The sequence below is a fragment of the Saccharothrix xinjiangensis genome, assembly GCF_039527585.1.
GTDB classification, from domain to species: domain Bacteria; phylum Actinomycetota; class Actinomycetes; order Mycobacteriales; family Pseudonocardiaceae; genus Actinosynnema; species Actinosynnema xinjiangensis.
Genome location: NZ_BAAAKE010000001.1, coordinates 385,118 through 411,825, shown reverse-complemented (window position 1 = coordinate 411,825; position 26,708 = coordinate 385,118). Strand labels below are relative to the sequence as shown.

Below are 26,708 nucleotides of genomic sequence, written 5' to 3'. Positions count from 1 at the left end.
GCTTCACTCCGCGGCCCGGCGCAGCACGTAGCCCACGCCGCGCACGGTGTGGATCAGCGGCTCGCCGCCGTCGTCCAGCTTGCGCCGCAGGTGCGACACGACCAGCTCCACCACGTTGGACCGGCCGCCGAAGTCGTACTCCCACACGTGGTCGAGGATCTGCGCCTTGGTCAGCACGGTCGGCGACCGGCGCATCAGGTACCGCAGCAGCTCGTACTCGGTCGGCGTGAGCGTGACCAGCCGGCCGCCCCGGCGGACCTCGCGGGTGTCCTCGTCCATCGCGAGGTCGGACACCTTCAGCACCGACCGCTTCCAGGTCGGCCCGGTCGACCGCCGCAGCACGGCCCGCAGCCGCGCCATCAGCTCCTCCACCGAGAACGGCTTGACCAGGTAGTCGTCGCCGCCGCGGGTCAGGCCCGCGACCCGGTCGGCGGTGCCGTCGCGGGCGGTCAGGAACACCACCGGCACCATCGCGCCGGACGACCGCAGCCGGTCGAGCACGGTGAAGCCGTCCAGGTCCGGCAGCATCAGGTCGAGCACCACGATGTCCGGGTGGAACTCGGTGGCGGCCCGCAGCGCCGCCTCCCCGCTGCCCGCGGTGGCGGCCTGCCAGCCCTCGTACCGCGCGACCGTCGCGACCAGGTCGGCGATGTGCGGTTCGTCGTCCACCACGAGCAGTCGAACCGGGTTGCCCTTGTCCACGTGCCCATGGTGCGCCACCGCGCGCGACCGCGCGGCGGGCCCTCCGGATCAACAGGGTTTCGACAGGAGGGGGACAGGGAGGGCACAGCTTCTCCGCGCAGGCTCGGTGGTGTGCCCCCACCGGACCTCAGCGAGACGGCCGCCGCGCCCGAGACCCCCGCCACGCCCGAAACGGCCGCGCCCGCGACGACTGCCGTGCCTGCGGCGACCGCCGTGCCTGCTTCGGCCGTGCCTGCGCCGGCCGCCGCGCCCGCGAGGTCCGCCCGCCCGAGAGCGGTGGCCGGCGCCGGCCTGGCCGTCGTGCCGGCCGCGAACGCGGCCGTGGTGCTGGTGCTGTTCGCGCGGGCCGGCGCCTCGGCCAACGCGTTGATCCTCCTCGGCAGGCTGACCGGCCTGTTCGGGGCCCTGCTGATGGCGTTCCAGCTGCTGCTGGTCGCGCGGCTGCCGTGGCTGGACCGGCGGCTGGGCATGGACCGGCTCACCTCGTGGCACCGGTGGGTCGGGTTCTCGCTGCTGTGGCTGCTGGTGGCGCACGCGGTGCTCGTCACGACCGGTTACGCCTCCCTGGCGTCGCTGCCGCCGGTGGACGAGCTGGTGTCGCCGGCCACGACCGTCGAGGGCGTGCTGCGGGCGGTCGTGGCGCTGCTGCCGGTCGCCGTGGTCGGCGGGGTGTCCGCGCGGTTCGCCCGGCGGCGGATGGCCTACGAGACGTGGCACTTCGTCCACCTCTACGCCTACGTGGCCGTGGTGCTGGCGTTCTCGCACCAGGTGGCGGTCGGCACCACGTTCACCTCGTCGCCGTTCGCCACCGCCTACTGGTGGACCCTGTGGGGCCTGGCCCCGGGCGCGGTGCTCGCCGGGCGGGTGGTGCTGCCGCTGCGGCGGAACCTGCGGCACCGGCTGCGGGTCGCGGCGGTGGTGCCCGAGTCGGACGACGTGGTGTCCGTCCACGTCACCGGGCGCGACCTGGACCGGCTGCCCGCGCGGGCGGGCCAGTTCTTCCTGTGGCGGTCCCTGACCCGGGACCGCTGGTGGCAGGCCAACCCGTTCTCGCTGTCCGCCGCGCCGGACGGCCGGTCGCTGCGGCTGACCGCGAAGGCCCTGGGGCCCGGCAGCGCCTCGCTGCGGTCGCTGCGCGTGGGCACGCGCGTGTTCGCCGAAGGGCCCTACGGCGCGTTCACCGCCCTGCACCGGACCCGGCCGAACACGCTGCTGGTGGCGGGCGGGGTCGGCGCCACGCCGGTCCGGGCGCTGATGGAGGAGCTGACCGGGCACGTCGTGCTGGTCTACCGGGTGACGCGGGAGCAGGACGCCGTGCTGTTGGACGAGCTGCGCGGGCTGGCGCACGCGCGCGGCGCCGTGCTGCACGTGGTGACCGGCCCGACGCGCGACGACCCGCTGGGGCCGGGGCCGCTCGGCCGCGCGGCGCCGGACGCGCGCGACCGGGACGTGTTCGTGTGCGGGCCGCCCGGGATGACCGCCGCCGTGCTCCGGGCCCTGCGCGAACTGGGCGTGCCCCGGCGGCAGGTGCACGCCGAGCGCTTCGGCCTCGCCCGCTGACCCCTGCCACCCGGGAGGACTCCCGGTGAGGAGAGCTGCCCGGTGAGGAGAGCCGTTCCCGTCCTGCTGCTGACCGTGGCCGGCCTCGTGCCGCTGTGGCGGTTCGAGCCGCGAGCCGACACCGTCACCGCCGCCGTCGAGCAGCCGGCCGCCGGGCAGCCGGTTCCCCGGACCGCCGAGACCGTCGAAGGCCCGCTGGTCCGCACCCGCCACGGCGACGTGCAGGTGGCCGTGGTGTTCGAGGGCGACCGGATCACCGGGGTGCGGGTGGTGCGGCAGCCGGACAGCGCGCCGACCAGGCGGGCGTTGCCCGTGCTCGTCGAGGAGGCCCTGGTGGCGCAGAGCGCCGACGTGGACGCGGTGTCGGGCGCGACCACGACCAGCGAGGCGTACGTCGAGTCGCTCCAGGCCGCGCTGGACGCGAGGGGGTGAGCCCGGACCTGGCGCACGTGCTGGAGCTGTGCGCGCACTACGAGCGGGCCACCGGGGGCGCGTTCAGCGCCCGCGTGCCGGGTCGCGGCCTGGACCCGTGCGCGGTGGTCAAGGGCTGGGCCGTGCAGCGGGCGGCCGACCTGCTGGTCGAGGCGGGCGCCACCCGCCTCGTGGTCAACGCGGGCGGCGACGTGGCCACCGCGGGCGGCCCGTGGCGGGTGGGTGTCCGGCACCCCGGGCGGCCCGACCGGCTCTGCGCGGTCCTGGAGGTCACCGACCGGGCCGTGGCCACCTCCGGGCGGTACGAGCGCGGCGACCACGTCGTCGACGCCCGCACCGGCGCGCCGGTCACCGGACTGCTGAGCCTGACCGTGGTGGCGCCGACGCTCACCGAGGCCGACGCCACCGCCACCGCGGCGTTCGCCCTCGGCGCGGCCGGGGTGGGGTGGGCCGCCTCGCGGCCGGGCTGCGAGGTCCACGCCGTCGACGCGGCCGGGCGGGTCCACCGCACCCCCGGCCTGCCGGTCGCCGGTGCGGTAGACAGTGGGGGGTGAGCGGGCCGACAACCCGACCCCCGCGGGGCTTCCGGGCGCTGGTCGACGAGGGCACGTGGCGGGCGCTGCTGGAGCGGGGCGCGGCCCGCGAGTACCGGCGGGGTGAACCGCTGCTGCGGCAGGGCGAACCCGGCACGGTGGTGCTGGCGCTGGTCTCGGGGCGGGTGAAGGTGCTCCGGTCCGAGCCCGAAGGCGGTCAGCTGCTGGTCGCCCTGCGCGGTCCGGGCGACCTGCTGGGCGAGATCGCCGTCCAGTCGTCGGTGCCGCGGACGGCCACCGTGCGCGCGATCGACCGGTGCGTCGCGAGGGTCGTGGTCGCGGCGGCGTTCGACGCCTTCCTGGAGGAGCGCCGGGCGCGCAGGCAGCTGACCGACTACGGCTTCGCGAAGCTGTCGCAGGCCGTGCCGTACCAGGTGCGGCTGGTGCACTTCACGCCCGAGCGCAAGATCGCCCGCCTGCTGCTGGAGGTGGTGACCCTGGCCGACGACGGCAGCCCGCGGGTGCCGTTCTCGCAGCAGGAGGTCGCCGACGGGCTGGGGCTCGCGCGCAGCACGGTGGCGCTGAACCTCCAGCGGCTGCGGGAGAGCGGCGCGCTCCGGCCGGGACCGCGCCTCGTGGTCGCGGACCTGGAGAAGCTCCGGGGCCACGCCGGCATGTGATCCGCGTCACCTCCGTTCTGTCCGTCGGCGGACAACCCCGCCGGCGCGGAGCCGCGACCCTCCTCACCAGACCCGGGACGAGGAGGAAGCGTGGAGCGCAAGTGGGTGCCGCTGCCGCCGTACCGCTCGCTGCTGGTGGTGGACGTCAAGGACTTCAGCGGCCTGCCCGGCCGCGACCACGCCGCGGTGACCGACGCGATCCCGGACATCCTCTACGGGGCGTTCGAGCGCGTCGGCGCCGTGGACGAGTGGGCGAGGCGCCGCTTCGCGCAGAGCACCGGCGACGGCCTCTCGGCCGCGTTCGACTCGGCCGTGCTCCCGCTGCTGGTCGACCCGCTGCCGCGGGCGTTGCAGGAGGAGCTGGAGTTCCGCGCCCAGGTCGACGGCCTGCCCGGGCTGCGGATGCGGATGAGCGTCGCGGTCGGCCCGATCACCGACCCCAACCCGGACGGGGTGAGCACCGGCAGCGGCCACGCCCGCGTGGAGAACCACCGGCTCCTCGACGCCGACGTGGTCAAGGACCTGCTCGCCCGGTCCGGCCCGGCCACCCGGGTCGCGGCCGCGATCTCCAGCAGGGCCTTCGAGGACGCCGTGGTCTCGGGGTACGCGGGCGTCGGCGAGGACCGGTACGTCGGCGTCCCCGTGCGCGTGAAGTCCTTCGACGGCACCGTCTACCTGAGGGTGCCGCTGCCGACGGGCGACCTGCTGCGCAGCGGCTTCGAGCCGTCGGCCGCGGTGGACGCGCCCGCGCCCGCCCCCGCGGACCGCGACACCTGGAGCAACCACGTGAGCGGCGTGGTCCACGGCGACGTCGTGCAGAGCCGCGACCACCACTACGGCGACCGCTCCACCTACACCGCGCACGGCGACAACAACGTCAACAGCGGCTCCGGCACCCAGTTCACCGGCGACGGGGTCCGCTACTACGGCCGACAGCGGCCATGACGCACCCGAACGGCGTCCGGGACGTGCACGGCGACGTCGTGCAGAGCCGCGACCACCACTACGGCGACCGCACGACCTACACCGCGCACGGCGACAACAACGTCAACAGCGGCCCCGGCACCCAGATCAACCACTTCTACGACGTCGTCCGGCGCAAGCGCCGCGAGGCGCGACCCGTGGCCGACGACCACATCCGGTCCCTGGCCGGCCGGTTCGTCCGACCCGGCCGGTTCCCGGAGGACCTGTTCGCCGAACCGGGCACGGTCGTCCTGACGGGCCCGCCCGGCACGGGGTGCCGCACGGCGGCGTTCATGCTGCTCACCGCGATGGGCGCCACCGGGCTCGCCGCCCTCAAGGAACTGCCCGACCGGGCGGACGACCCCGAGGAGCCGGCGCTCGACCCCGAGGACGTCGACGAGGACGACCGGCTGCTGCTCGACCTCACGGCGCTCGACCGGGAGGGGGTGGGCCGGCTGCGGCCGGACCTGGAGGCCGTGCGGGCCGCGGTCGCCGCCAAGCGGGCGCGGCTCGCCGTGGTCGCGCGCCGGGACCAGGAGGACCTGCTGGGCGACTCGCTCGTCCCGCTGGTCGTCCGGCTGGACCCGCCGCCGGCGATCGACGTGCTCAAGGCGCACCTGGGGTTCGACGACCTCCAGGCGCCCGACGAGGTCCACCGGCACCTGTCCGGCGCGACGCCGGGTGAGGCGGCGGACCTCGCGCGGCTGACCCTCCAAGCGCGGGACGCCGAGCCGCACGCGGGCGTCGCGGCGTGGCTGCGCGCGGCGGTGGAGGCGCAGACCCGCCGCGACGAGGTGGCCGCCGACCTGTTCCGGGCGCACCGCGACGGCGCCACCCGCGCGCTGGCCGTGGCCGCCGCCTTCCTCTCCGGCGCGCCGCTGGAGGCGCTGGCGCGAGCCGAGGCGCACCTCCGCGGGCTGGTCGCGCTCCCCGAGGACGACACCCACCCGTTCGAGGGCCCCTACCTGGCCGAGCGGATGACCCGGGTCGGCCTGCGCACCGGCGGCGCCCGCCGGGTCGGCTTCACGTCCCTCGCGCTCGACGCCGCGGTCCGCACCCACTTCTGGACCTACTTCCCCCGGCTGCGCGACCGGGTGCCCGGCTGGGTGGAGGTCGTGGTGGGGCTGCGCGAGGTGGACGACCGGAGCGCGGCGGACCTCGTGGCCAGGTTCGCCGACCAGGTGCTGGCCACCGGGCGCGTCGAGCACCTGACGGCGCTGGCCCGCCGGTGGGGCGGCCACCGGCCGGACCTGGCGCTCCAGGTCCTCACCACGGGCCTGGCGCACCCGGGGTGCGGCGCGGCCTTCCGCGAGGAGGTCTACCGCCGGTCGAAGAGCGCCGACCTGACGCCCCAGCACGCCCAGGTGCTGATCACCGCCTGCGTCGCCGTGATCGCGCCGGAACGGCCGACCGAGGCGCTGGTCCGGCTGCACCACCTCGCCCGGCACCGCGACGACGCGACGCGCGGCGAGGCCCGCGAGGCGCTGCTGGACCTGGTGCGCCGACGAGGGCTCCACCGCCGGCTGCTGCGCCGCCTCGTCAAGTACGGGGTGCGGCCGGCCGACCACGCCATCGTCCACGACCTCGACGTCCCGCCCGCCGTGGCGCGCGCCCGCCGTGCCCGCCGCGACCTGGTCGCGGTGTGGGGCGAGGTGCTGGCCGCCGGGGCCGGCGCCGTGCCGGGGCACGTCCTGGGCCGCCTGCTCGACCGGGACCCCACGCTGCCGGTGGACGCCTGCGCCGGCCGGGTCCGCCTGCTCAACGACCTGTACCTGGCCGCGCTGGCGCACCTGCGCGACGCCCCGGACGCGGAGCTCCTCGCGTCCTGGGTGGTCCGCGCCCGGCGGCTGCGGCGGCACATCGACCTGGCATTGGGGATCACGCACGTGGAGGACGGCCGATGAGCGATGACACGACCGAGGTCCTGCCGGCCGCGACGGCCTGCCTGGTGCTGCCGGCGCTGGTCGGGGTCGCCGCGGGCTGGCCGGTGTGGGTGGTCGTGGCGGTGGTGTGCGCGCTGCTGGCGACCACCGCGGCGGTGATCAGGCAGCGCCGGTACCGGCGCGGGCAGCGCGCCCTGCTCGCCGAGCACCTCGACCCGGGGGAGGAGCGGGTGACCGCGCCGCCCCCGCCGCCGGAGGTCGAGCCGCAGGAGTGGGAGATCACGCCGGTCACCCTGCCCAGCGCGGTGCCGGACTACCGGTTCACGTTCGGCTGCGTCGTGCGCTGGAGCCCCCGCCCGCACGGCTTCGGGCACGCCGCGCCGGACGCCGTCGCCGCCGACGCCGTCATCCGGCGCGCCCGTTCGATCAGCGCGCGGTGCCACCCGGAGGACGACGGCGCGGTGCACGCCGTGGCGGCCGCGCTGGGCGAACCGGAGGCCGACCCGGGGCAGCACGTCCTCGCGTGGGCCACCGACGTCCGCCTGGACGTCGCGCCGGAGGACCGCGAGCACCTGCGCCGGGAGGCGGAGGTGCGCAAGCGGCGGCACGCGTGGGAGCAGGAGGTCGCCGCCGAGCGCGCCGTCCGCGCCTACCTCGGGGAGGAGGTGCTGACCAGCACCGGCAGCGCGGTGGTGTGGTGGTTGGCGCGCAACACCGACGAGGTCAGGGAGACCGTGGACCTGATCGGCACCCTCGCCCGGTTGTCGGCCGCGGCGGGGGACCGCGAGGTGGGGCGGTTCCCCGAGCACCCCGGCGGGACCGCCCTCGACGGCAAGCCGTTCGCCCCGGTCCCGTTCGGCGTCAACGGGTCGGGCGTCAACGGATCCGGCGCCAACGGGGGAGCGGTCCCGTGCGACGACCTGCTGCCCGCGCCGGACGACGACCGGGCCCTGTTCGGCAGCCAACTGGCCGACCTGCTCGAACGGCACGACGAGGTCGACCGCGCGCACCAGGCCCGGTACCGCTACGGGGTGCCGGACCTGGGCGCCGAAGAGCCGTGGCCCTTCCCGCCCCCGGAACGACCGGACGACGAACCACGCGACGAACCGGACGACGGGCGACCGGGCGACGGGCGCTGAGCGGTCCGGCGGGCGGTCCGGCGGGTCCGGTGGGCGCTGAGCCGTCCGCCGGGTCCGGCGCCACGCGGGCCGTTCCCCCTGCGAGCGCGCCCGCGCTCCCCCGCCGCACCACCCGTCCGGTGGCCGCACGCCCCGCCGGGGCGGGGCCGCCGGTAAGCGCTCATTCGCGCTCTGCTACCGTGCCCGCACGGGTTTTCCCGCTCCACGGCAGGTCAGCCGGGATTCGCGCTCGGGGCGTGCCCCGCCGCAGACCACGTGGAGAGCCGGCCTCGGTCGCACGGATTCGGGACCGTGCGCGCCGAGGCCGGCCCAGTACCCCTCACGCGTAGCGGTGGAGGTCGAACTCCTGCCCCGTCACCGACCGGCCCAGGTCGCTGCCCAGCCGCGTGAGCAGGTCCACCAGCTCCAGCCCGGCCAGCCAGTCGCGCGGCAGCGCCGCGGTGCCGTGCAGCGCGCCGAGGATGTTGCCGGTCAGCGCGGCCGTGGCGTCGCTGCCGCCGGAGTGGTTCGCCGCCGCCCGCATCGCGTCCACGAACTGCGACCGCTTCGGGTACACCAGCACCACGTGCACGGCGATCGCCAGCGCCTCCGGCCCGGTCCACCCGCTGCCCAGCCGGTCCACCCGCACCGACTCGAAGCCCTGCGCCCGGTGCTCCTCGGCGAACACCACGGCCCGGTTGAGCGTGTTCGCCGTGTACGGGTCGCTGCGCAGCACCCGCCCGATGACCTGGTCCACGGCCTCCCGGAACGGCCGCCCGCGCACCGCGAGCAGGTGGATCAGCAGCGCGAACGCCCCGCCGGACACCCAGCCCCCGGTGCCGCCGTGGGTCAGCGCGGCGAACCGGCAGCCCAGGTCGTAGGCGATCTCCGCGCTCGGCGCGAACCCGGCGGGCGCGGTGCGCGTCACGCCGTTGCAGCCGGACGACTCGTTGTGCGGCTCCTCCGGTGAGGGCGGGCTGTCCGCGGCCAGCGCGCGCAGGCACGTCAGGCCGGGCGACCGGCTGGAGTACAGCCGCTCGTCCGAGACCAGCCCGGTCGCGCCCGCCTCCGGCGCGGCCACCTGCTGGGTCACCAGCCACCGCCGGTAGCTCCGCCAGACCACGTCGACCGGGTCCCACTCGCCGGTGGTCCGCCCGCGCACCCACGCCCGCAGGTAGCCGTCCGCCGTGAACAGCGTCAGCTGGGTGTCGTCGGTCACGAGGGCCGGTCGCGGCGGCTCCAGCACGCCCTCCGGCCCGTGGTCGCGCTGGATGTCCGCCCACCCCAGGTACTGGACGGGCGCGCCCAGGGCGTCACCCAGCGCACCGCCCAGCAGGCAGGCGGCGCCACGGTCGACCACGTTCACCGGCTCGCGCGGCACTCGCCCTCCTGGTTCGCCTGAGCCCGACGTGGACGGCCGGGGTGCAAAACCCTAGCCGTCGCGGCGGCGCGCGGTCAGGTCGGCGCACCTAGTTGAGCAAACAACAACTACCGACAGGTATCCAGGGGGTCACCCGGCGCACCTGATCCAGTGACCGCGTCGCGACGCCGACGGGCGCGCGGCGCCACCGCGGGCACCCGCGCCGGGGGGCGAGGGGACGGGCCGGGGGGGCGGGGGAACGGCCGGGGCCACGTGGGCCAGGACCGGGCAGACCTAGGGACCGTGCGAGCCAGGACGGGAAGCACGAGGCGGGGGGAGGGGCATGACCGACCGGAGCAGGAGCGGGCTGGAGTTCGGTGTCCTGGGACCGTTGCAGGTGATCGCGGACGGCCGGCAGCTCGTGATCGGTCGCAAGGGGATGCGCGGCCTGCTCGCCATGCTGGTCCTGGAGGCCAACCGGGTGGTGCCGATCGACGAGATCGTGGACTGCCTGTGGGGCGACGACCCGCCCGCCACGGCCCGCACCATCGTGCACGGCTACGTGTCGAGGCTGCGCCGGGTGCTGGAGCAGGCCGACCCGGCCGGTTCGGCGCGGATACTGACCACCCCGCCCGGCTACCAGCTCGCGGTGGACCCGTGGCGGCTGGACTTCCACCGGGCCCGGCAGCTCGTGTCGTCCGCCCGGGGCAAGCCCGCGGCCACCCGGGCGCAGCTGCTGCGCGAGTCGCTGGGGCTGTGGCGCGGGCCGGTGCTGGGCGACGTGCCCGGCGACCCGGTGACCACCGACCTGGAGGAGCTGCGGCTGGCCGCCCTGGAGGAGCGGATCGAGGCGGAGCTGGAGCTGGGCAGGCACCTGGAGCTGGTCGGCGAGCTGCGGCAGCTGGTGACCGGGCACCCGTTCCGGGAGCGCCTGGTCGGGCAGATGATGCGGGCGCTGTACCGGTCGGGGCAGCGGGCCGACGCGCTGGAGGCCTACCAGCGGTTCCACCGCCGCGTGGTCGACGAGCTGGGCATCGACCCCGGTCCCGGCCTGCGGCTGCTGCACGAGCAGGTGCTGCGCGACGACCCGGCGCTCAGCTCGGCGGGACCGGCGGAGGCGGTCACGGTGCCGCCCCGGCCCGGGGTGGTGGTGCCCTCCCAGCTGCCCGCGGCGGCCGGCGGGTTCACCGGTCGCGAGGAGGAGCTGGGCTGGCTGGACCGGCTGTGCGACGTGCGCGACCGGACCGCCACCACGATCGTCGTGGTCAACGGCGCGCCGGGCATCGGCAAGAGCGAGCTGGCCGTCACCTGGGGCCGCCGCCGCGCCGAGCAGTTCCCCGACGGGCTGCTGTTCGGCCCGCTGCACGGCTTCGCGCCCGACCGGGACCCGGTGGAGCCCGCCGAGGTGCTGGCCCGGTTCCTGGTGGCGCTGGGGGTGCCCGCCGACAGCCTGCCGCGCGACCTGGACGACCGCGTCGGCCTGTACCGCTCGGTGCTGGCCAAGCGGCGGGTGCTGGTCGTGCTGGACGACGCCTACGACCCCGGGCACGTGCGGCTGCTGCTGCCGCCCGGCGCGGGCTCGGTGGTGCTGGTGACCAGCCGCAAGCGCCTGGAGTCGCTGGTGGTCAGCAACGGCGCCCGGATGCTGACGCTGGACACGCTGACCGACGAGGAGTCGGTCCGGCTGGTGGACGAGGTGGTCGGCAAACCGCTGTCCGAGCAGGAGCCCGCGGCCGTGCGGATGCTGGCCGAGCTGTGCGGGAACCTGCCGCTGGCGCTGCGCATCGCCGCCGCCAAGCTGGTGGTCAGTCCGGAGTGGACGGTCGAGGCGCTGGTGGCGCAGCTGTCCGACGACGACACCCGGCTGCGCACCCTGGACCTGCCCGACACGGGCGTCGGCGTGGCGCGGGCGCTGGCCGTGTCCTACCGCAACCTGCCGCCCGAGCTGGCGGAGACGTTCCGCGCCGCCGGCGTGGTGCCCGGCCGCTGGGTGAGCCCGCACGCCGTGGCCGCGGTGTGCGACGTCGACCTCGGCACGGCCGCGGGCAGGCTCGCCGACCTCGCCGACGCGCACCTGGTGGTCGAGCAGTGGCGCGGCGGGTTCGTGCTGCACGACCTCGTGCGGCTGTACGCGCGGGAGGTCGTGGACGACGCCGCGTCCGACCGCGCCTTGCGCCACCTGACGGAGCACTACCTCGTCGCGTGCGACCACGCGCGGCGCCTCATCCGGCCGGTGGCCGACGGCCTGGACTTCACCGGCGACTCCGCCGCACCCCGGCCGGCCACCGCGCAGCAGGCGCTGTCCTGGTTCGACAAGGAGTGGCCCAACATCATCGCCCTGGTGCACGCCACCGCCGAGGCGGGCCTGCACCGGCAGACCTGGCAGCTGGTGCGGCTCGTGCACACCTACTGCCTCACCAGGCTGGTCCGCCGCGAGTGGCAGGCCGTCGCCGAGTTCGGCCTGGCCTCCGCCCGGGTGGTCGGCGACCGCCGCGGCGAGGTGCTGGTGCTGCACGCCATGCAGGACATCGACAACCGCACCGGCTCCCTGCGCGGCACCCTGGAGCGCGCCGAGCAGGCCCACCGGATCGCCGTCGAGCTGGGTGAGACGCGGTACCTGGCGATGACGCTGGACAAGCTCGCGCTGACCCTGGTCGCCGAGGGCCGGCCGGTGGAGGCCCTGGACCGCCACCGCGAGGCCGTCGAACTCGCCCGGTACGACGTGGACCCGACCGGCGAGGCCACCGTGCTCAACAACCTGGCCCAGACCGAGCAGCTGCTCGGGCAGCGCGAAACCGCCGCGCAGCACCAGTACCGGGCCATGGAGATCTACCACCGCATCGGCGACGAGCGGGCCTACGCGGTGGCCGTGAACAACCTCGCCGAGCTGTACGCCGAACTGGGCCTGCTGCCCGAGGCGGAGGAGCACGCCCGCCAGGGCGTCGAACTGGCCCGCGGCGGATCGATGCAGTTCGAGGAGGCGTTCGGCCGCCAGGTGCTGGGCCAGGTGCTGGCGGAACGGGGCGAGCGGGTGGCCGCGCAGGCCGAGCTGGCGGAGTCGTTGCGGCTCTTCGAACGCCTCGGCTCACCTCGGACGATGTTGGTCCGAACGGCCCTTGAAGCGTTGACCTCAGGGATTTAGCCGACGTTTAGCTCGACCGGGCGAAGTCGTGGGAAGTTTGATGGGCGCTGATCAAGCCTCCACGGCGGTCGGCGCCGGGTGGCTCTTGGAGGGGGACCAGGGGGGAAGCCACCCAACCCGTCCGGCCGGCGTTCGGGGGAGAGCGCCGGCCGGACGGCCCGCTGCCCGGCCGGCCCGCTGCCCGCCGCGCAGCCCGAGCAGGCGGCTCGACCCGCGCAGCCGGCCAGCCCGAGCAGCCCGCTCAGTCCGAGCAGACCGGCAGCAGCTCCGGCCGCTTGGGCGCCAGGCCGTCACCCATCGACTCGCCCCGCAACTGGCGGCCGATCCACGGCACCACGTGCTCCCGCGCCCACTTCAGGTCGTGCCGGCGCTGGGTCATCCAGTCCTCGTCCGCGGGCGGCGGCGGCCACGGCGTGTTCCAGTCGCCGCCCGTCCGGCACCCGAGCACCTCGGCCGCGCGCAGCGCCACCCGCCGGTGCCCCTCGGCCGACAGGTGCAGCCGGTCCTCCGACCAGGCGCGCCGGTCGTTCAGCACGGTCATCGACCACAGGTCGACCACCTCGCAGTGGTAGCGCTCGGCCACCGACCACAGGTGGTTGTTGTAGATGGCGATCTTGCCGCGCAACGACCGCAGCAGCGGCGTGTGCTTCGGGTCGAACCCGGTGAAGACCAGCACCTCGCAGCCCGCCGCGCGCAGGTCGGCCACCGCGATCTCGTACACCTCGGCGACGGCGTCCGGGTCGCTGCCGGGCACCAGGATGTCGTTGCCGCCGCCGCAGAGCGAGACCAGCCTGGGCTTGAGCGCCACGGCCAGCGGGATCTGCTCGTCGACGATCTCCTGGAGCACCTTGCCGCGGATCGCCAGGTTGGCGTACCGGAAGTCGCCCCGGTCCGCGGAGAGCAGGGCGGCGAGCCGGTCCGCCCAGCCGATGAAGCCGCCGTCCGGCGCGGGGTCGTCCAGGCCCTCGGTGAAGCTGTCCCCCAAGGCGATGAAGCTGTCCGGACCAGGCATGGTTCCCTCCCCTGTGCGCGGCGCCCCCGTGACCGCGCAGGACAGCATGCAACGCGGCGCCGGACCTACGCCACCGTCGGTTCGCGACGCTGTCACGAAGGCGTCACCCAGCGGTGTCGGCCGCCGTCGACATGGGGTGTTTCACCGCGTTCGGGACCCGTGGGTGTGGCGCAGATCGCCCTGACGGCCGCCCCTCGGGGCAGGGCGGTCCAGGGGCAGGGCGGTCCAGGGGCAGGGCGGTCCAGGGGCAGGGCGGCCCAGGGGGTTCGGCCCGGTGAAGGGCCGGCGCGGGGGAGGGCCGCCGCCGTGGTTGCTCCCCCGCGCCGACGTCATCAGCCGCCCGCGACCAGCGCCGCGGGCTCCCGGTAGGCGGTGCGCAACCGCGGCTCGGCCGCCGGTTCCGCGCCCAGCGCGTCCAGCCCGAGCAGCGCGGCCCCGACCACCGGCGGCACGTCCACCACCCGCACCCGGTCGGCGGGCACGGGCAGCCGCGCGCGCACGGCGTCGACCACCGCGTCGCCGGCGCCGGTCAGCACGCCGCCGCCGAGCACCACGTCCACCGGCTCGGCCGACAGCCCCAGCCGCGCGAGCGACACGCGCGCCAGCAGCACGACCTCCTCCACCAGCCGGTCCACCACCGACCGCGCCGCCGGGTCACCGGCCGCCGCCACCTCGAACAGCAGCGGGCACAGGTCGTTCGGGTCGAACTCGACCTCGCCGAAGTGCAGCCGCTCCACCGCCTCGGCCAGGGTGGCCGTGCCGAAGTGCGCGACCACCGCGTCCAGCAGCGCGGTCGGCTCGCCGCGGCCGTCGTCGGCGCGCGCGGCCAGCCACAGCGCCTCGGACCCGAGGTGCGCGCCGCCGCCCCAGTCGCCGGAGATCCGGCCGAGCGCCGGGAACCGGTGCACCCGCCCGTCCGGTGCGACCGCCACGCAGTTGATGCCCGCGCCGCACACCACCGCCACCCCGATGCCGTCGGCGGTGCCCGCCCGCAGCAGCGCGAACGTGTCGTTGCCGACCACGGTCGTCGCCGACCAGCCGCGCGCCTCGATCGCCGCGCGCAGGTCCTCCTCCTCGCGGGGCAGGTCGGCGCCCGCGAGGTAGGCGGCGGTGTGGGCGGCGATCGGCTCGCCCGGCGGCAGCCCGGCGCGCCGGGCCACCTCGCGCGCCAGGCCCTCGAACACCTCCAGGCTCCGGTCGAGGCCGATGTTCTGCGGCGACGCGCCCGGTCCGCGGACCTGGGCGAGCACCCGCCCGTCCAGGTCGACCAGCGCCATCGCCGTCTTGCTGTTCCCGCCGTCCACGGCGAGCACCCGCTCCGTCACGCGCGTCCCCTCGCCCACGGCAGGAAGTCGGCGTTGCGCGCCACCAGCTCGTCGGCGAGCCGCTCGGCCACCGCGTGCTGCCCGACCAGCGGGTGCGCCAGCAGCGCGTCCGCCACCCGGTCCCGGCCGCCGCGCAGCGCCGCGTCCAGGGCCAGGTGCTCGTAGGCGGTCACGTGCGCGATCAGGCCGGAGGCGGTCGGCGGCACCGGCGGCACGGGCAGCGGCTTCGCGCCGCCGCCGTCGACCACGGCGGGCACCTCGACCACGGCGTCGTCGGGCAGGAACGGCAGGGCGCCGCCGTTGCGGACGTTGACCACGTGCTGCGACGCGCCCTGCCCGCCGGTCAGCGCGTGCACCAGCTCCACCGCGGCCTCCGAGTAGTACGCGCCGCCCCGCTGGTCCAGCTGCCGGGGCTTGGTGACCACGTCGACGTCGCGGTACAGCGCCAGCAGCTCCTCCTCCACGCCCGCCACGACCTCGGCCCGCGGCGGTTCGGTCCGTTGTCGCCGCACCACGTCGTCGTGGTCGTAGAAGTACTTGAGGTAGTACGACGGCACCATGCGCAGCCGCCGCATCAGCTCCGCGGGCAGCCCGATGTGCCCGGCCAGCGCCTCGGCGTGCCGGTCGAGCAGCTCGGGCAGCCGGTCCCGCCCGTGCACGAACACCCCGGTCTCCCAGGTCAGGTGGTTGAGGCCCACGTGCTCCAGGCGCACCGCGTCCGGCTCGACGCCCAGCAGCGCCGACGTCCACCGCTGGAACGTGATCGCCACGTTGCACAGGCCGACGGCCCGGTGCCCGGCCTGGAGCAGCGCCCGCGTCACGATCCCGACGGGGTTGGTGAAGTTGACGATCCAGGCGTCCTCGCCGGCCACCGCCCGCACCCGCTCGGCGATGTCGAGCACCACCGGCACGGTCCGCAGCGCCTTGGCCAGCCCGCCCGCGCCGGTCGTCTCCTGGCCCACGCAGTCGCACGCCAGCGGGAACGTCTCGTCCGACGCGCGCGCCGCCTGGCCGCCGACGCGCAGCTGGAGCAGCACGGCCGTCGCGCCGTCCAGGCCCGCGTCCAGGTCGGTGGTGGTGGTGACGCGGGCGTCGTGGCCGGCGTGCCGCAGCAGCCGCTGGGCGAACGCGCCGACCACGGCCAGGCGCTCGGCGTTCGGGTCGACCAGCGCGATCTCGTCGACCGCGAGGCTGGTCCGCCTGCCCGCGATCCCGTCGACCAGCTCGGGCGTGTAGGTGGACCCGCCCCCGACAACGGTCAGCTTCATCCTTTGACTCCGGTGAAGGTGATGCCCCGGACGAACGAGCGCTGCGCGAACGCGAACAGCACGATCGCCGGGAGCATGATCAGCAGGGTGACGGCCATCGACAGGTTCCACTCCACCTGGTGCATCCCCTTGAACGACGACAGCGCCAGCGACAGCGTCCACTCCTCGGGGACCTCGCTGGTGTAGAGCAGGGGGCCGAAGTAGTCGTTCCAGGTGTAGAGGAAGCAGAACAGCGCGGTCGCGGCGATGCCGGGGCGCGCCATCGGCGCCACGACCCGCAGCAGGGTCTGGACCTCGGAGCACCCGTCGACGCGGGCCGCGTCCACGTAGGACTGCGGGATGGTCAGCATGAACTGCCGCAGCAGGAAGATGGAGAACGCGTCGAACAGGAAGTACGGCGCGACCAGCGGCCACAGCGACCCGGTCAGGCCGAGGCTCGACCACGCGTCGTACAGCGGCACGGCGGTGACCTGCGGCGGCAGCATCATCGCGGCCACCACCAGGAGGAACACGGCCTCGCGGCCGCGCCACCGCAGCTTGGCCAGGGCGTAGGCCGCCGGGATCGACGACAGCAGCATTCCCGCGGTGGCGAGCAGCGAGTACAGCAGGCTGTTGCCCAGGTACGTCAGCAGCGGCGCGGTCTCGAAGACCTCCGCGAAGTTGCCCCAGTGCCACTCGCGCGGCCACAGGTCCTCGCTGAACGCCTGCTCGTCCGACATGACCGCGGTGAGCAGCACGAACACCACGGGCAGGGCGAACATCAGGCCCAGCGCCAGGCCGAGGCTGTGCACCGCGACCCACTCCAGGGCGGCGCGCCGGCGCACCGGCCGCCGGGGGGTGGCGGCGCGGTCGAGCACCGCGGTCATGCGCCCTCCTCCTGGTGCGAGGCCCGGCGCATCCGCTGCACCAGCACGGCGGTGATGGAGAACGACACGACGAACAGCACGGTCGCCATCGCCGCCGCGTAGCCCATGTCGAAGTAGCGGAAGCCCTGGGTGAACAGCCACACGGGGTAGGTGAGCGTGGAGTTGCCCGGGAAGCCGAGGTCGCCGGTGCTGCCGGTGACGTTGGCCGAGCCGCTGGCCGCCGAGCCCGCCACGACGGCCTGGGTGAACAGTTGCAGCGCCAGGATCGCCGAGTTCACCACGCCGAACAGCAGCACCGGCGAGATGGCGGGCAGCGTCACGTGCCACCAGCGCCGGACCGGGCCCGCGCCGTCCAGCGCGGCGGCCTCCTGCTGGTCGCGCGGCACGTCCAGGATCGCGGCCAGGATGATGATCATCAGGTCGCCGGACACCCACAGCACCACCGCGGCGATGCCGGGCTTGGCCCACGCCGGGTCGGAGAACCACAGCGGGCCCTCCACGCCGAACCAGCCCAGCAGCGAGTCGACCGGTCCCTCGTTCGGGCGGAACAGCAGGAAGAACACCAGGGTCGCGGCGACCGGCGGCGTGAGGGACGGCAGGTAGCACAGGGTGCGCACCAGGCCGACGCCGCTGCGCAGCCGGGCGACCACCGACGCGACGCCCAGCGCGAACACCACGCGGCCGGCGGTGAGCACCACCACGAACCACAGCGTGTTGCGCACGGACGTCCAGAACAGCTCGTCGCCGAACATGTAGGCGTAGTTCGCCAGGCCCGTCCACTCGGGCGGGTTGATCAGGTCGTACCGGGTGAACGAGAACACGACCGTGGCGACCAGCGGGTAGCCGAAGAAGAGGACGAACCCGAGGCCCGCGGGCGCGAGGAAGCCGAGGACCGCGAGGCGGTGCCGGGTGCGCCGCGGCCGGCCCCGGGCGGCGCGCGACGCCGCGGCGCGCTCCAGGGTCGCCGTCATTTGCCGCTCTTGGCGATCTGCTCGTCGATCCGCCGGTCGACCTCCGCGAGGCCCGCCAGGAGGTCGGGCACCGCGCCCGACTGCCAGGACGAGGCGAAGTCGCCGACGGCCTTGATGTGCGCGTTGCCGATCGGCGTGACCGGGTTGCCCCGGAGCTTGTCGGAGCGGGCCAGGTCGACGAACGTCCGGAAGTCCTCGTCCACCTCCAGGCGCGGGTCGTCGAGGGCCGCCTTGGTGGTCGGGATGTTCTTGATGCCGTTGGCCAGGTCGACGATCGCGTCGGTGTTGAAGGAGAGGTGCTTGATCAGCTCCCACGCCGCGCCGGGGTTCTTCGCGCCCTTCGGGATGCCCATGATCGAACCGGTGGTGAAGCCGGTGCCGTGCATCTCGGGCTTGCTCGTCGGGAACGGCGCGGTGCCGTAGGCCAGGTCGGGCGCCTGGTCGTCCAGGAACGCCGTCCGGTACTCGCCGTCGATCATCATGGCGATCTTCCGCTGGTGGAAGGCGTGGTCGGGCGAGTACTGCTGGCCGAGGCCGGCGCGGAACCGCTCCAGGTCCTCGTACCCGTAGAAGTCGACCAGCTCCTTCTGGAAGCGCAGCATCTCGGCCCACTCGGGCGTGGCGAGCGACGACTTGCCGTCCGGGCCCGCCCAGGCCGCGCCGAAGTGCGGCGCCCAGTTCTGCGGGTTGTTGGCGTAGAACGGCATGGTGGGCAGGAAGCCCGCCACCTCGATGGAGCCGTCGGCGGCCCGCTTCGTGGTGCGCTTGGCGTGGTCGAGCAGCTCGGCGGTGGTCCTGGGCGGCCCGGTGAGGCCGGCCTCGGCGAGCATGTCCTCGTTGTAGTAGAGCCCGTAGACGTCGCTGAGCAGCGGCATCGCGCAGCGGTTGCCCTTGTACTCGGTGTAGGAGCGGACCGCGTCGTGGATCTGCCCGAGGTCGACCCGGTCGCGGTCGACGTAGGGCTGGAGCGGCTGGAAGGTGCCGGACGAGCAGAACTGGCCGATGTTGTCGGTGGCCCACGACATGGCCACGTCCGGCGGGTTGCCGCCGCGGATGCCCGCGGTGATCTTGTCGTCGTCCTGGCTGCCCTCGTGCTCGATCTCGGCGTTGGGGTACTTGGCCTTGAAGCTCTCCAGGGCCTTGGTGACCTCGGCCAGCTCGCGCCCGGAGTAGTTGCTCCAGACGGTCAGGGTGAACGCCTCGTCGGCGCCGGGCGCGGCGGCCGGGCCGCCGGCGGTGGTGTCGCCGCCGGAACCCGCCGCGCACGCGGTCAGGGACACCGCCGCGGCCACGAGCAGCGACGTCGCGCGGTGGAGCTTGCGCATGTGCTCTCCTTCGTCTCAGGGTGACGTCGGTGCGAGCCGGTGAGCTGCCGGGTCACTCCTCCCCGGGCGCTCGGTCCGGCTCGCGGAAGGGCTCGGTCGTGGCGGCGGGCAGACCGAACACCTGTTCCCGGGCGACCGACAGCGCGGCGTGCAGGGCGCCGGAGCGCACCGGTTTGCCGGTCACCTGGGCGAGTTGGACGGCGGTGCGGGGCACCACCAGGAGGCGCAGCTCGGCGGCGACGAGGTCGGCGAGGACGGTGCCGCCCGCCTGCGCGACCTCGCCGGAGAGCAGCACCAGCTCGGGGTCGACCACGGCGACCACGTTCGCCACGCCGGTGGCGATGCGGCGAGCCAGGTCCACCAGGAACTCGCGACCCGCGGCGCCCTCGCCGAGGGCCTTGGCCACGGCGGCGCGGCCGGTCCGGGCGGACACGCCGTGCGCGCGGGCGAGCCGGGCGATGGCGGCGCTGTCGAGCAGGTCGCCGTAGCGGCTGCCGGTGCGGGTGGTGCCGGTGTCGGCGTGCGCGTGGTCGGGCACCCGCATGGCGTCGATCTCGCCCGCGCCGCCGGTCGCGCCGCGCAGCAGCGACCCGTTGACCACGACCGCCGCGCCGACCGCGTCCGCGGGCCACAGCAGCACGAAGTTCCGGACCTCGCGGGCGCGGCCCGCGACCATCTCCTCCAGCGCCACCAGGTTCACGTCGTTCTCGACCGTGACGCCGGCGCCGAGCGCGGCCCGGAGGTCGCCGGGCAGGTCCTTGTCCTCCCAGCCGGGCATGTGCGGCGCGTAGTTCAGCCTGCCGGTGGCGGGGTCGACCGCGCCGGGGCTGCCCACGACCACGTGGTGCAGGGCGGAGGTGGTGAGGTCCACCTGCGCGGCGGCCTTGGCGACCGCCGTCCGGAACGCCTCCAGCACGCCGGTGCGGGGCATGGGCGCGCGGTGCTCGGTGAGCACGGCGCCGGAGATGTCGGCGATGGCGACGTCGATCGAGTCGGGCGCGAGGTCGACGGCGGCCACGTGGGCGAGCGCGCCGTTGACCGACCACAGCTGGGCGCGCGGACCGCGACCGCCGCCGCGCAGGCCGCTGCGCAGGACCGTGCCCTCCTGCTCCAGGCGGGTCAGCAGCTGGGCGGTGGCCGGTTTGGACAGGCCGATGACGGCTTCCAGCTCGGACCTGGTGAGGGGGCCGTTGCGGAGCAGCGCCTCGATGGCGGCGCGGTCGTTGATCTCGCGCAGCAGCCTCGGGCTCCCGGCTCGCATCCGCACTCCTGTCTGTTAACTTTCCAGACTATTTACGGGGACCGTAGTGACCGGTGTCACCGGCGTCAACACCGGCGTCAACACCGGCGGGGCAGGCGGTGGGGATGCGGTCGGCGCCTTGGTGGGATGCGGTGGGGTGAAGCGAGGTGGGGCCGAGCGGCGGTCGAAGCGGGGGTGCGGCGAGGCCGGGTTCGGCGAAGCCGCCGCGGGCGCACCGGCGGCCGGCTAGCGTGTCGGCGCATGGCGAAGATCCACGCGGGCGCGACGCTGACCCCCGGTTTCCGCGAGTTCCTGCCGCCGTGGGTGGCGCGGCAGCCCTGGTACCGGGGCTCGGGCGTGCCGGCCCTGTCGCCGGTCGGGTTCTTCCGGTTCGAGGACCCGGCGGGCGAGGTCGGGGTGGAGACCCACCTGCTGGCGCACGGCGCGGACCTGTACCACGTGCCGATGACCTACCGGGGCGCCCCGCTGGCGGGCGCCGCGCCGGGCGCGCTGGTCGGCACGACCGAGCACAGCGTGCTGGGCGCCCGGTGGGTCTACGACGCCGAGGCCGACCCGGTGTGGCGCGACCGCGTGCTCGACCTGGTCCGCACGGGCGGCGTCGCCGACCCGTCCGGCCGCGGGGGCGTGGGGCCCGCCGGGGCCCGGGGCGAGCCGCTCGGGCCGGTGACCGACGGCGCGCGGGTGGAGCTGGTGCGACTGCCGACGCCCGGCGTCCCCGAACCCGGCCCGGACGTCGTCGGGCTGGTGACGGGGACGTGGCGCCCCGGCGGCCCGGGCGCCGAGGCGGTCGGCGGGTGCCTCGTCGTGGTCCGCCGGGCGGCGTGACGTAGGGGGCCGGTCGCGGGTGCGGGGCCGCTACCCGGCTTAGGGTGGCCTAAGGCACCCTGGTGGCATGACCGACACGCGTCAGGACTCGCTGGCCGCACTGCTGGGCGGGCGGGGCGGTGCGCTGGACGCCTCGCTGCCGCCGCTGGCGTTCGTGCTCGGGTGGTTGCTGTTCGGGCGCTCCGTCGAGGCGGGCGCGGTGGCGGCCGTGGCCTGCGGCGTGGTGGTGGGCGCGGTGCGGGTGGCGCGCGGCGCCCGGCCGCGGGCGCTGCTGGTGTCGGTGACGCTGGTCGTGCTGGCGGCCTACGTGGCGTTGCGCACCGGTCGGCCCGAGGACTTCTTCCTGCTCCAGATCTTCCTGAACGCGGCGTCCGCGCTGGTCTGGGCGGTGTCCATCGTGGTCCGGTGGCCGCTGCTGGGCGTCGTCGTCGGCCTGGTGACCGGGCAGGGGACCCGCTGGCGGCGCGACCCGGACCTGCTGCGGGCCTACCGGGTCGCGTCGTGGCCGTGGGTCGGCCAGTACGTGCTGCGGGTGGTCGTGTTCGGGGCGCTGTGGCTGGCGGGCCAGGTCGTGCTGCTGGGCGTCATGCGGGTCGCCCTGACCTGGCCCCTCCAGGTGGCGTGCGTCGCGGTGAGCTGGTGGGTGCTGCGCCGGGCCCTGCCCGACGACCACCCGGGGCTGCGGCACCCCCGCGACGGGCACCACCCCCGCGAGCAGGACTAGGAGAACGCGGCGGTGATGATCCTGACCGCCGCGGCCGGCTGGCCGCCGCCCATGCTCAGGGTGTTCACCGAGTAGACCAGCGCGCGGTCGCCGTCGAGGGTGCCCGCCACGCCGTTGTTGTAGCCGGGCCGGTCGCCGCTCTTGCCCCACACGACCAGGCCGGGCGCGAGTTCGATGCGGGTGATGCCGAGGGCGTGCGTCGCGCCGGGCGCGTCCGGCACGGCCAGCAGCTCGGCGCGCTGCGCCGGGGTCAGGAAGTCGCCGCGCAGCAGGGCGCCCAGGAACCGGTCCAGGTCGGGCGCGCTGGAGATCGCCTCGGCGGCGGCCCACTGGAGGGTCGGGTTGACCTCGGTGACGTCCACGTGGCCGGTCGCGGTCCGCTCGTAGCCGCGGGCGTGCGCGCCCCTGATGCGGTGGTCGGCCCCCGGCAGGTAGGTGTCGCGCAGCCGCAGGGGCCGGATGACCTCCTCGCGCACGGTCTCCGCGTACGGCCGCCCGGTCACCGCCTCGATGACCAGCCCGGCCACCAGGTAGCCGGCGTTGCCGTACTCCTGGCGGTCGCCGGGGTCGAACCGCGGTCCGCGGGCGACGCCGAGCCCCACCACCTCCCGCGGGTCGAAGGTGTCGTAGCGGTGCTCCAGGAACCACGCCGGGTCCTTGTGCGGCAGCTCGTGCCCGGCGATGCCGTGGGTGTGGTTGAGCAGCTGCCGGACGGTGACGGGCTTGAAGTCGGGCGTGAGCAGGCCGGGCAGGTAGTGCTGCACGGTGCGGTCGAGGTCGAGCCGGCCGGAGCCGGCGAGCTTGAGCGCGGCGGCGGCGGTGAACAGCTTGGTGATGCTGCCGACCCGGAACCGGCCGTCCGGGTGCACGGGCTGCCGCGTGCCGAGCCGCGCCACGCCGGACCAGACCGCCGGTCACAGCCCCAGCTCGGCCCAGAGCGCCTCCGGCACCTCCGCGCCCGAGGTGTTCGCGCGCACCTCGGCGGCGGTCCGCATACCCAGCAGCACCGACTCGACGGCCCGGTGCCGCAGCGGGAAGCGCAAGGCCGCCAGGGGCAGCGGCACGCCGTGCCGCTCGCACGCCCGCGCCATGCCCCGGGCCCGTTCGACCAGGTCCGGCGGCGCGTCGCGGTAGTCGTAGGTGGCGTTGGCGCCCGGCGCGGCGAGCAGCCCCGAGTTGAACACGCCCGCCGCGACCGCGGAGACGCCGCGCTCGGCGCACAGCTCCAGCAGCTCCAGCCCGGACCGGTCGAGCAGCGTGTAGCGGCCGGCCAGCAGCACCACGTCCAGGTCGGTCTCGCGCACGAACCGCGCGGGCATCTCCCACTGGTTCATGCCCACGCCGATCGCGCCCACGACGCCCTGGTCGCGCAGCTCGACCAGGGCGGGCACGGCCTGCGAGACGGCCTGCTCCCAGTGCTCGTCCGGGTCGTGCACGTACACCACGTCCACCCGGTCCAGCCCCAGCCGGTCCAAAGAGGACTCCAGGGAGCGCCGCACGCCGTCGGCGCTGAAGTCCCACACCCGCCGGTGGGTGGCGGGCACGGCGAACGAGTGCGCCCCGTCGTCGCCGCCGCCGTCGAAGGGCTCCAGGACGCGACCGACCTTGGTGGACACCGCGAACTCCGCGCGCGGCCGGGTGCGCAGGAACGCGCCCAGCCGCCGTTCGGACAGCCCGAGGCCGTAGTGCGGCGCGGTGTCGAAGTACCGGATGCCCGCGTCCCAGGCGGCGGTGAGCGCGTCGGCCGCGTCCTCGTCGGACACCTCGGTGAACAGGTTGCCGATGGGCCCGCCGCCGAACCCGAGGCGGGAGGGCGTGACGCGCCTCATCGCGGGCGCAACCGCAGGCCGTGCATACCGCCGTCCACGGCGAGGACAGTACCCGTGGTGGAGCCGGACAGGGGACTGGCCAGGTAGGCGATCGCGCCCGCGACCTCGTCGGCCGAGACCAGCCTGCCGTGGGGCTGCCTGGCCTCCAGCGCGGCCCGCTCCGCCTCCGGGTCGGGCGCCGCGTCGAGCAGGCGGCCCACCCACGGCGTGTCGGCGGTGCCGGGCGCCACCGCGTTGACCCGGATGCCCTCGCGCACGTGGTCGGCGGCCATGGCCAGGGTGAGGGCGTGCACGGCGCCCTTGCTCGCCGAGTACACCGCCCGCTGAGGCAGGCCGGCCCAGGCCGCGATGGACCCCGTGTTCACGACCGCCGCCGCCGGCGACTCCCGCAGGTGCGGCAGCGCGGCGCGGGTGACCCGGGCGATGCCGAGCACGTTGACGTCCAGCACCCGCAGCCACTCCGCGTCCGGGTTCGCGGCCACGTCGCCCTGCGCCCCGACGCCCGCGTTGTTCACCAGGACGTCGAGCCGCCCGAACCGCTCGACCACCTCGGCGATCGCGGCGCGCACCGAGCCGTCGTCGGCGACGTCCGCGCGGACGCCGTGCACGGGCGGGTCGACCTCCGGGTCCAGGTCCAGGGCGACGGCGGTCGCGCCCCGGTCCGCGAGCAGCCGGGCGGTCGCCAGGCCGAGGCCGGACGCGCCGCCGGTGACCACCGCCACCAAGCCCTCGAACTCGCTCACCGCGCCTCCAGGTTCGTCCACACCGGACCGTCCGGGTAGCGGAAGTCGGCCAGGGTCCGGTCCTTCACGCGCGCCGAGAAACCGGGTTCGGTCGGCGCGCGGTACCGGCCGGCCCGGACCTCGGCCGGGTCGGTGAAGTGCTCGTGCAGGTGGTCGACCCACTCGACGGCCCGGTCCTCGGTGGTGCCGGAGACCGCGACGAAGTCGAACATCGCCAGGTGCCGCACGAGTTCGCACAGGCCGACGCCGCCCGCGTGCGGGCACACCGGCACGCCGAACTTGGCCGCCAGCAGCAGGATCGCCACGTTTTCGTTGACACCGCCGACCCGGCAAGCATCGATCTGCACCACGTCGACCGCGTCGGCCTGGAGCAGCTGCTTGAAGACCACCCGGTTCTGCACGTGCTCGCCGGTCGCGACCTTGACGGGCCGCACGGCCCGCGCGATGGCCCGGTGGCCGAGCACGTCGTCGGGCGAGGTGGGCTCCTCGACCCAGTACGGGTCGAACGGGGCCAGCTCGCGCACCCACGCCACGGCGGCGCCCACGTCCCAGCGCTGGTTGGCGTCCACCGCGATGCGCACGTCCGGGCCGACGACCTCGCGGGCCAGCCGCAGCCGGCGCACGTCGTCGGCCAGCGAGCCGCCGACCTTGAGCTTGATCATGTCGAAGCCGTCGGCGACCGCCCGCCGGGCCAGCTCCGCCATCTTGTCGTCGGAGTAGCCGAGCCAACCGGGCGAGGTCGCGTAGGCGGGGTAGCCGTCCCGGACCAGGGCGGCGGTGCGCTCGCCCTTGCCGGGTTCGGCCTCCCGGAGCAGGGCCAGCGCCTCGTCGGGGGTGAGGGCGTCGGAGAGGTACCGGAAGTCGACCAGGTCGACGACCTCGTCCGGGGTCAGCGCGGACAGGAACCGCCACACCGGCAGGCCCGCGCGCCGGGCCGCGAGGTCCCAGGCGGCGTTGACCACCGCGCCCAGCGCCATGTGCGCGACGCCCTTCTCCGGCCCGAGCCAGCGCAGCTGGGAGTCGCCGACGAGGTCCCGGTAGAGGGCGGCCAGGTCCCGCGCCGTCTCCGGCACGGGCCTGCCGACGACGAGCGGCGCGAGCGCCCGGATCGCGGCGGCCTGCACGTCGTTGCCCCGGCCGATGGTGAACGCCAGGCCGTAGCCGTCCGGGCCGCGGTCGGCGCGCAGCACCACGTACGCGGCCGAGTAGTCGGGGTCGGGGTTCATCGCGTCCGAGCCGTCCAGCTCGCGCGAGGTCGGGAACCTGACGTCCAGCACGTCGAGGCCGGCGACCCGGGCCATCACGCCTGCCCGAACGTCTGCCGCTGCGCGCCCAACCCGTCGACCTCCAGCTCCACCACGTCGCCCGCCCGCAGGTAGGGCTTGGGCTCGGGCTGCCCCAGCGCCACGCCGGCGGGCGTGCCGGTGTTGACCAGGTCGCCCGGCCGCAGCACGAGGAACCAGCTCAGGTAGCGGACCAGCTCCGCCACCGGGAAGATCATGTTCTTCGTCGACGAGTCCTGGCGCGGCGTGCCGTTGACCCGCAGCCGCAGGCCGAGGGCCTGGGGGTCGTCCACCTCGTCGGCGGGCACCAGCCAGGGCCCCAGCGGGTTGAACGTCTCGCAGTTCTTGCCCTTGTCCCACTGCCCGCCGCGCTCGATCTGGAACTCCCGCTCGGACACGTCGTGGGAGATGGCGTACCCGGCGACGCAGGCCATCGCCTCCTCGGCCGACTCCAGGTACCGGGCGGTGCGGCCGATGACCACGGCCAGCTCGACCTCCCAGTCGGTCTTGGTGGAGCGGCGCGGGATCAGCACCTCGTCGTCGGGGCCGACGATCGTGTCCGGCGCCTTGAGGAACACCACCGGCTCGGCCGGGATCGGCAGCCCGGTCTCCTCGGCGTGGTCCCGGTAGTTCAGGCCGATGCAGACGATCTTGCCCACGTTCGCGACCGGAGGGCCGACGCGCAACCCGTCCACCACGATCGGCTGGAGTTCGCGACCCGCCAGCGCGGCGCGCACGCGCGCGATGCCGTCATCCGCTAGGAAGTCGCCCGTCACGTCGGTCGTCAACGGGGTCAGGTCGTACGTGGCACCGTCGTCGGCCCGAACGGCGGGGCGTTCGGAACCGGCCGGTCCCAGACGCAGCAGTTGCACGGCAGACCTCCTCGAAGTCGGTCGACACATC

At 75.3% G+C, this 26,708-nt stretch carries 24 protein-coding genes; 10 read left to right on the top strand and 14 right to left on the bottom strand.

Annotated elements, in window-relative coordinates:
* Positions 1 to 3: 3 nt before the first annotated feature.
* Positions 4 to 702, bottom strand: coding sequence for a response regulator transcription factor (locus ABD223_RS01920; RefSeq protein WP_344034046.1), 699 nt, complete (start codon positions 700 to 702; stop codon positions 4 to 6).
* Between the two features lie 228 nt (positions 703 to 930).
* Here ABD223_RS01920 and ABD223_RS01915 point away from each other — a divergent pair, with 228 nt between their 5' ends.
* The 7 genes from ABD223_RS01915 to ABD223_RS01885 all read left to right on the top strand — a co-directional run bounded on the left by ABD223_RS01915 (position 931) and on the right by ABD223_RS01885 (position 7,892).
* The gene (locus ABD223_RS01915) at positions 931 to 2,262 is read left to right on the top strand and encodes a ferredoxin reductase family protein (protein ID WP_344034713.1); all 1,332 of its coding nucleotides are present in this window, start codon (positions 931 to 933) and stop codon (positions 2,260 to 2,262) included.
* A 42-nt stretch (positions 2,263 to 2,304) separates the two neighbouring features.
* Complete coding sequence (locus tag ABD223_RS01910; protein ID WP_344034045.1) at positions 2,305 to 2,694, top strand: FMN-binding protein; 390 nt, start codon at positions 2,305 to 2,307, stop codon at positions 2,692 to 2,694.
* On the top strand, positions 2,691 to 3,248 hold the full coding sequence (locus ABD223_RS01905; protein ID WP_344034043.1) for an FAD:protein FMN transferase: 558 nt from the start codon (positions 2,691 to 2,693) through the stop codon (positions 3,246 to 3,248). The genes ABD223_RS01910 and ABD223_RS01905 overlap by 4 nt, the downstream gene beginning before the upstream one ends.
* Positions 3,245 to 3,907, top strand: coding sequence for a Crp/Fnr family transcriptional regulator (locus ABD223_RS01900; protein WP_344034042.1), 663 nt, complete (start codon positions 3,245 to 3,247; stop codon positions 3,905 to 3,907). Before ABD223_RS01905 ends, ABD223_RS01900 begins: the two co-directional genes overlap by 4 nt.
* 90 nt (positions 3,908 to 3,997) lie before the next feature.
* Positions 3,998 to 4,852, top strand: coding sequence for a hypothetical protein (locus ABD223_RS01895; RefSeq protein WP_344034041.1), 855 nt, complete (start codon positions 3,998 to 4,000; stop codon positions 4,850 to 4,852).
* Positions 4,849 to 6,774, top strand: coding sequence for a hypothetical protein (locus ABD223_RS01890; protein WP_344034040.1), 1,926 nt, complete (start codon positions 4,849 to 4,851; stop codon positions 6,772 to 6,774). Before ABD223_RS01895 ends, ABD223_RS01890 begins: the two co-directional genes overlap by 4 nt.
* Complete coding sequence (locus tag ABD223_RS01885) at positions 6,771 to 7,892, top strand: hypothetical protein (protein ID WP_344034039.1); 1,122 nt, start codon at positions 6,771 to 6,773, stop codon at positions 7,890 to 7,892. Before ABD223_RS01890 ends, ABD223_RS01885 begins: the two co-directional genes overlap by 4 nt.
* 319 nt (positions 7,893 to 8,211) lie before the next feature.
* On the opposite strand, the gene ABD223_RS01880 is transcribed toward ABD223_RS01885, so the two are convergent.
* The gene (locus tag ABD223_RS01880) at positions 8,212 to 9,252 is read right to left on the bottom strand and encodes an ADP-ribosylglycohydrolase family protein (protein ID WP_344034038.1); all 1,041 of its coding nucleotides are present in this window, start codon (positions 9,250 to 9,252) and stop codon (positions 8,212 to 8,214) included.
* 322 nt (positions 9,253 to 9,574) lie between these two features.
* Between ABD223_RS01880 and ABD223_RS01875 the strand changes: the two genes are divergently transcribed.
* Positions 9,575 to 12,373: an AfsR/SARP family transcriptional regulator gene (locus ABD223_RS01875; RefSeq protein WP_344034037.1), complete on the top strand. Its 2,799-nt coding sequence runs from the start codon at positions 9,575 to 9,577 to the stop codon at positions 12,371 to 12,373.
* 241 nt (positions 12,374 to 12,614) lie between these two features.
* On the opposite strand, the gene ABD223_RS01870 is transcribed toward ABD223_RS01875, so the two are convergent.
* The 7 genes from ABD223_RS01870 to ABD223_RS01840 form a co-directional block, all read right to left on the bottom strand.
* Positions 12,615 to 13,385, bottom strand: a complete 771-nt coding sequence (locus ABD223_RS01870) for an SGNH/GDSL hydrolase family protein (RefSeq protein ID WP_344034036.1) — start codon at positions 13,383 to 13,385, stop codon at positions 12,615 to 12,617.
* A gap of 332 nt (positions 13,386 to 13,717) precedes the next feature.
* Positions 13,718 to 14,710 carry an N-acetylglucosamine kinase gene (locus tag ABD223_RS01865; protein WP_344034035.1) on the bottom strand — a complete coding sequence of 331 codons (993 nt, stop codon included), beginning with the start codon at positions 14,708 to 14,710 and terminating at the stop codon, positions 13,718 to 13,720.
* Positions 14,707 to 15,978: a 6-phospho-beta-glucosidase gene (locus tag ABD223_RS01860; RefSeq protein WP_344034034.1), complete on the bottom strand. Its 1,272-nt coding sequence runs from the start codon at positions 15,976 to 15,978 to the stop codon at positions 14,707 to 14,709. The genes ABD223_RS01865 and ABD223_RS01860 overlap by 4 nt, the downstream gene beginning before the upstream one ends.
* On the bottom strand, positions 15,975 to 16,844 hold the full coding sequence (locus ABD223_RS01855) for a carbohydrate ABC transporter permease (RefSeq protein WP_344034033.1): 870 nt from the start codon (positions 16,842 to 16,844) through the stop codon (positions 15,975 to 15,977). Before ABD223_RS01855 ends, ABD223_RS01860 begins: the two co-directional genes overlap by 4 nt.
* Positions 16,841 to 17,815 carry a carbohydrate ABC transporter permease gene (locus ABD223_RS01850; RefSeq protein ID WP_344034032.1) on the bottom strand — a complete coding sequence of 325 codons (975 nt, stop codon included), beginning with the start codon at positions 17,813 to 17,815 and terminating at the stop codon, positions 16,841 to 16,843. The genes ABD223_RS01855 and ABD223_RS01850 overlap by 4 nt, the downstream gene beginning before the upstream one ends.
* Positions 17,812 to 19,140, bottom strand: a complete 1,329-nt coding sequence (locus ABD223_RS01845; RefSeq protein WP_344034031.1) for an extracellular solute-binding protein — start codon at positions 19,138 to 19,140, stop codon at positions 17,812 to 17,814. The genes ABD223_RS01850 and ABD223_RS01845 overlap by 4 nt, the downstream gene beginning before the upstream one ends.
* Positions 19,141 to 19,192: 52 nt before the next feature.
* The gene (locus ABD223_RS01840; RefSeq protein WP_344034030.1) at positions 19,193 to 20,401 is read right to left on the bottom strand and encodes an ROK family transcriptional regulator; all 1,209 of its coding nucleotides are present in this window, start codon (positions 20,399 to 20,401) and stop codon (positions 19,193 to 19,195) included.
* Positions 20,402 to 20,641: 240 nt separating this feature from the next.
* Between ABD223_RS01840 and ABD223_RS01835 the strand changes: the two genes are divergently transcribed.
* The gene (locus tag ABD223_RS01835; RefSeq protein WP_344034029.1) at positions 20,642 to 21,226 is read left to right on the top strand and encodes a maltokinase N-terminal cap-like domain-containing protein; all 585 of its coding nucleotides are present in this window, start codon (positions 20,642 to 20,644) and stop codon (positions 21,224 to 21,226) included.
* 67 nt (positions 21,227 to 21,293) lie between these two features.
* A complete protein-coding gene (locus ABD223_RS01830; RefSeq protein ID WP_344034028.1) occupies positions 21,294 to 21,950 on the top strand; it encodes a DUF3159 domain-containing protein in 657 nt (218 codons plus the stop codon).
* On the opposite strand, the gene ABD223_RS01825 is transcribed toward ABD223_RS01830, so the two are convergent.
* From ABD223_RS01825 to ABD223_RS01805, 5 genes are read right to left on the bottom strand one after another with little or no spacing between them, the layout of a single operon-like run.
* Positions 21,947 to 22,846, bottom strand: a complete 900-nt coding sequence (locus ABD223_RS01825) for a serine hydrolase domain-containing protein (protein ID WP_344034027.1) — start codon at positions 22,844 to 22,846, stop codon at positions 21,947 to 21,949. The two genes, ABD223_RS01830 and ABD223_RS01825, sit on opposite strands and share 4 nt — an antisense overlap.
* 18 nt (positions 22,847 to 22,864) lie before the next feature.
* Positions 22,865 to 23,779 carry an aldo/keto reductase gene (locus ABD223_RS01820; protein ID WP_344034026.1) on the bottom strand — a complete coding sequence of 305 codons (915 nt, stop codon included), beginning with the start codon at positions 23,777 to 23,779 and terminating at the stop codon, positions 22,865 to 22,867.
* Positions 23,776 to 24,522, bottom strand: a complete 747-nt coding sequence (locus tag ABD223_RS01815) for an SDR family NAD(P)-dependent oxidoreductase (RefSeq protein WP_344034024.1) — start codon at positions 24,520 to 24,522, stop codon at positions 23,776 to 23,778. Before ABD223_RS01815 ends, ABD223_RS01820 begins: the two co-directional genes overlap by 4 nt.
* Positions 24,519 to 25,823 (bottom strand): enolase C-terminal domain-like protein, encoded by a 1,305-nt coding sequence (locus ABD223_RS01810; protein WP_344034023.1) that lies wholly within the window; start codon positions 25,821 to 25,823, stop codon positions 24,519 to 24,521. Before ABD223_RS01810 ends, ABD223_RS01815 begins: the two co-directional genes overlap by 4 nt.
* Entirely contained in the window at positions 25,823 to 26,677 is an 855-nt protein-coding gene (locus ABD223_RS01805; RefSeq protein ID WP_344034022.1) for a fumarylacetoacetate hydrolase family protein, read from the bottom strand. The genes ABD223_RS01810 and ABD223_RS01805 overlap by 1 nt, the downstream gene beginning before the upstream one ends.
* Positions 26,678 to 26,708: the final 31 nt, after the last annotated feature.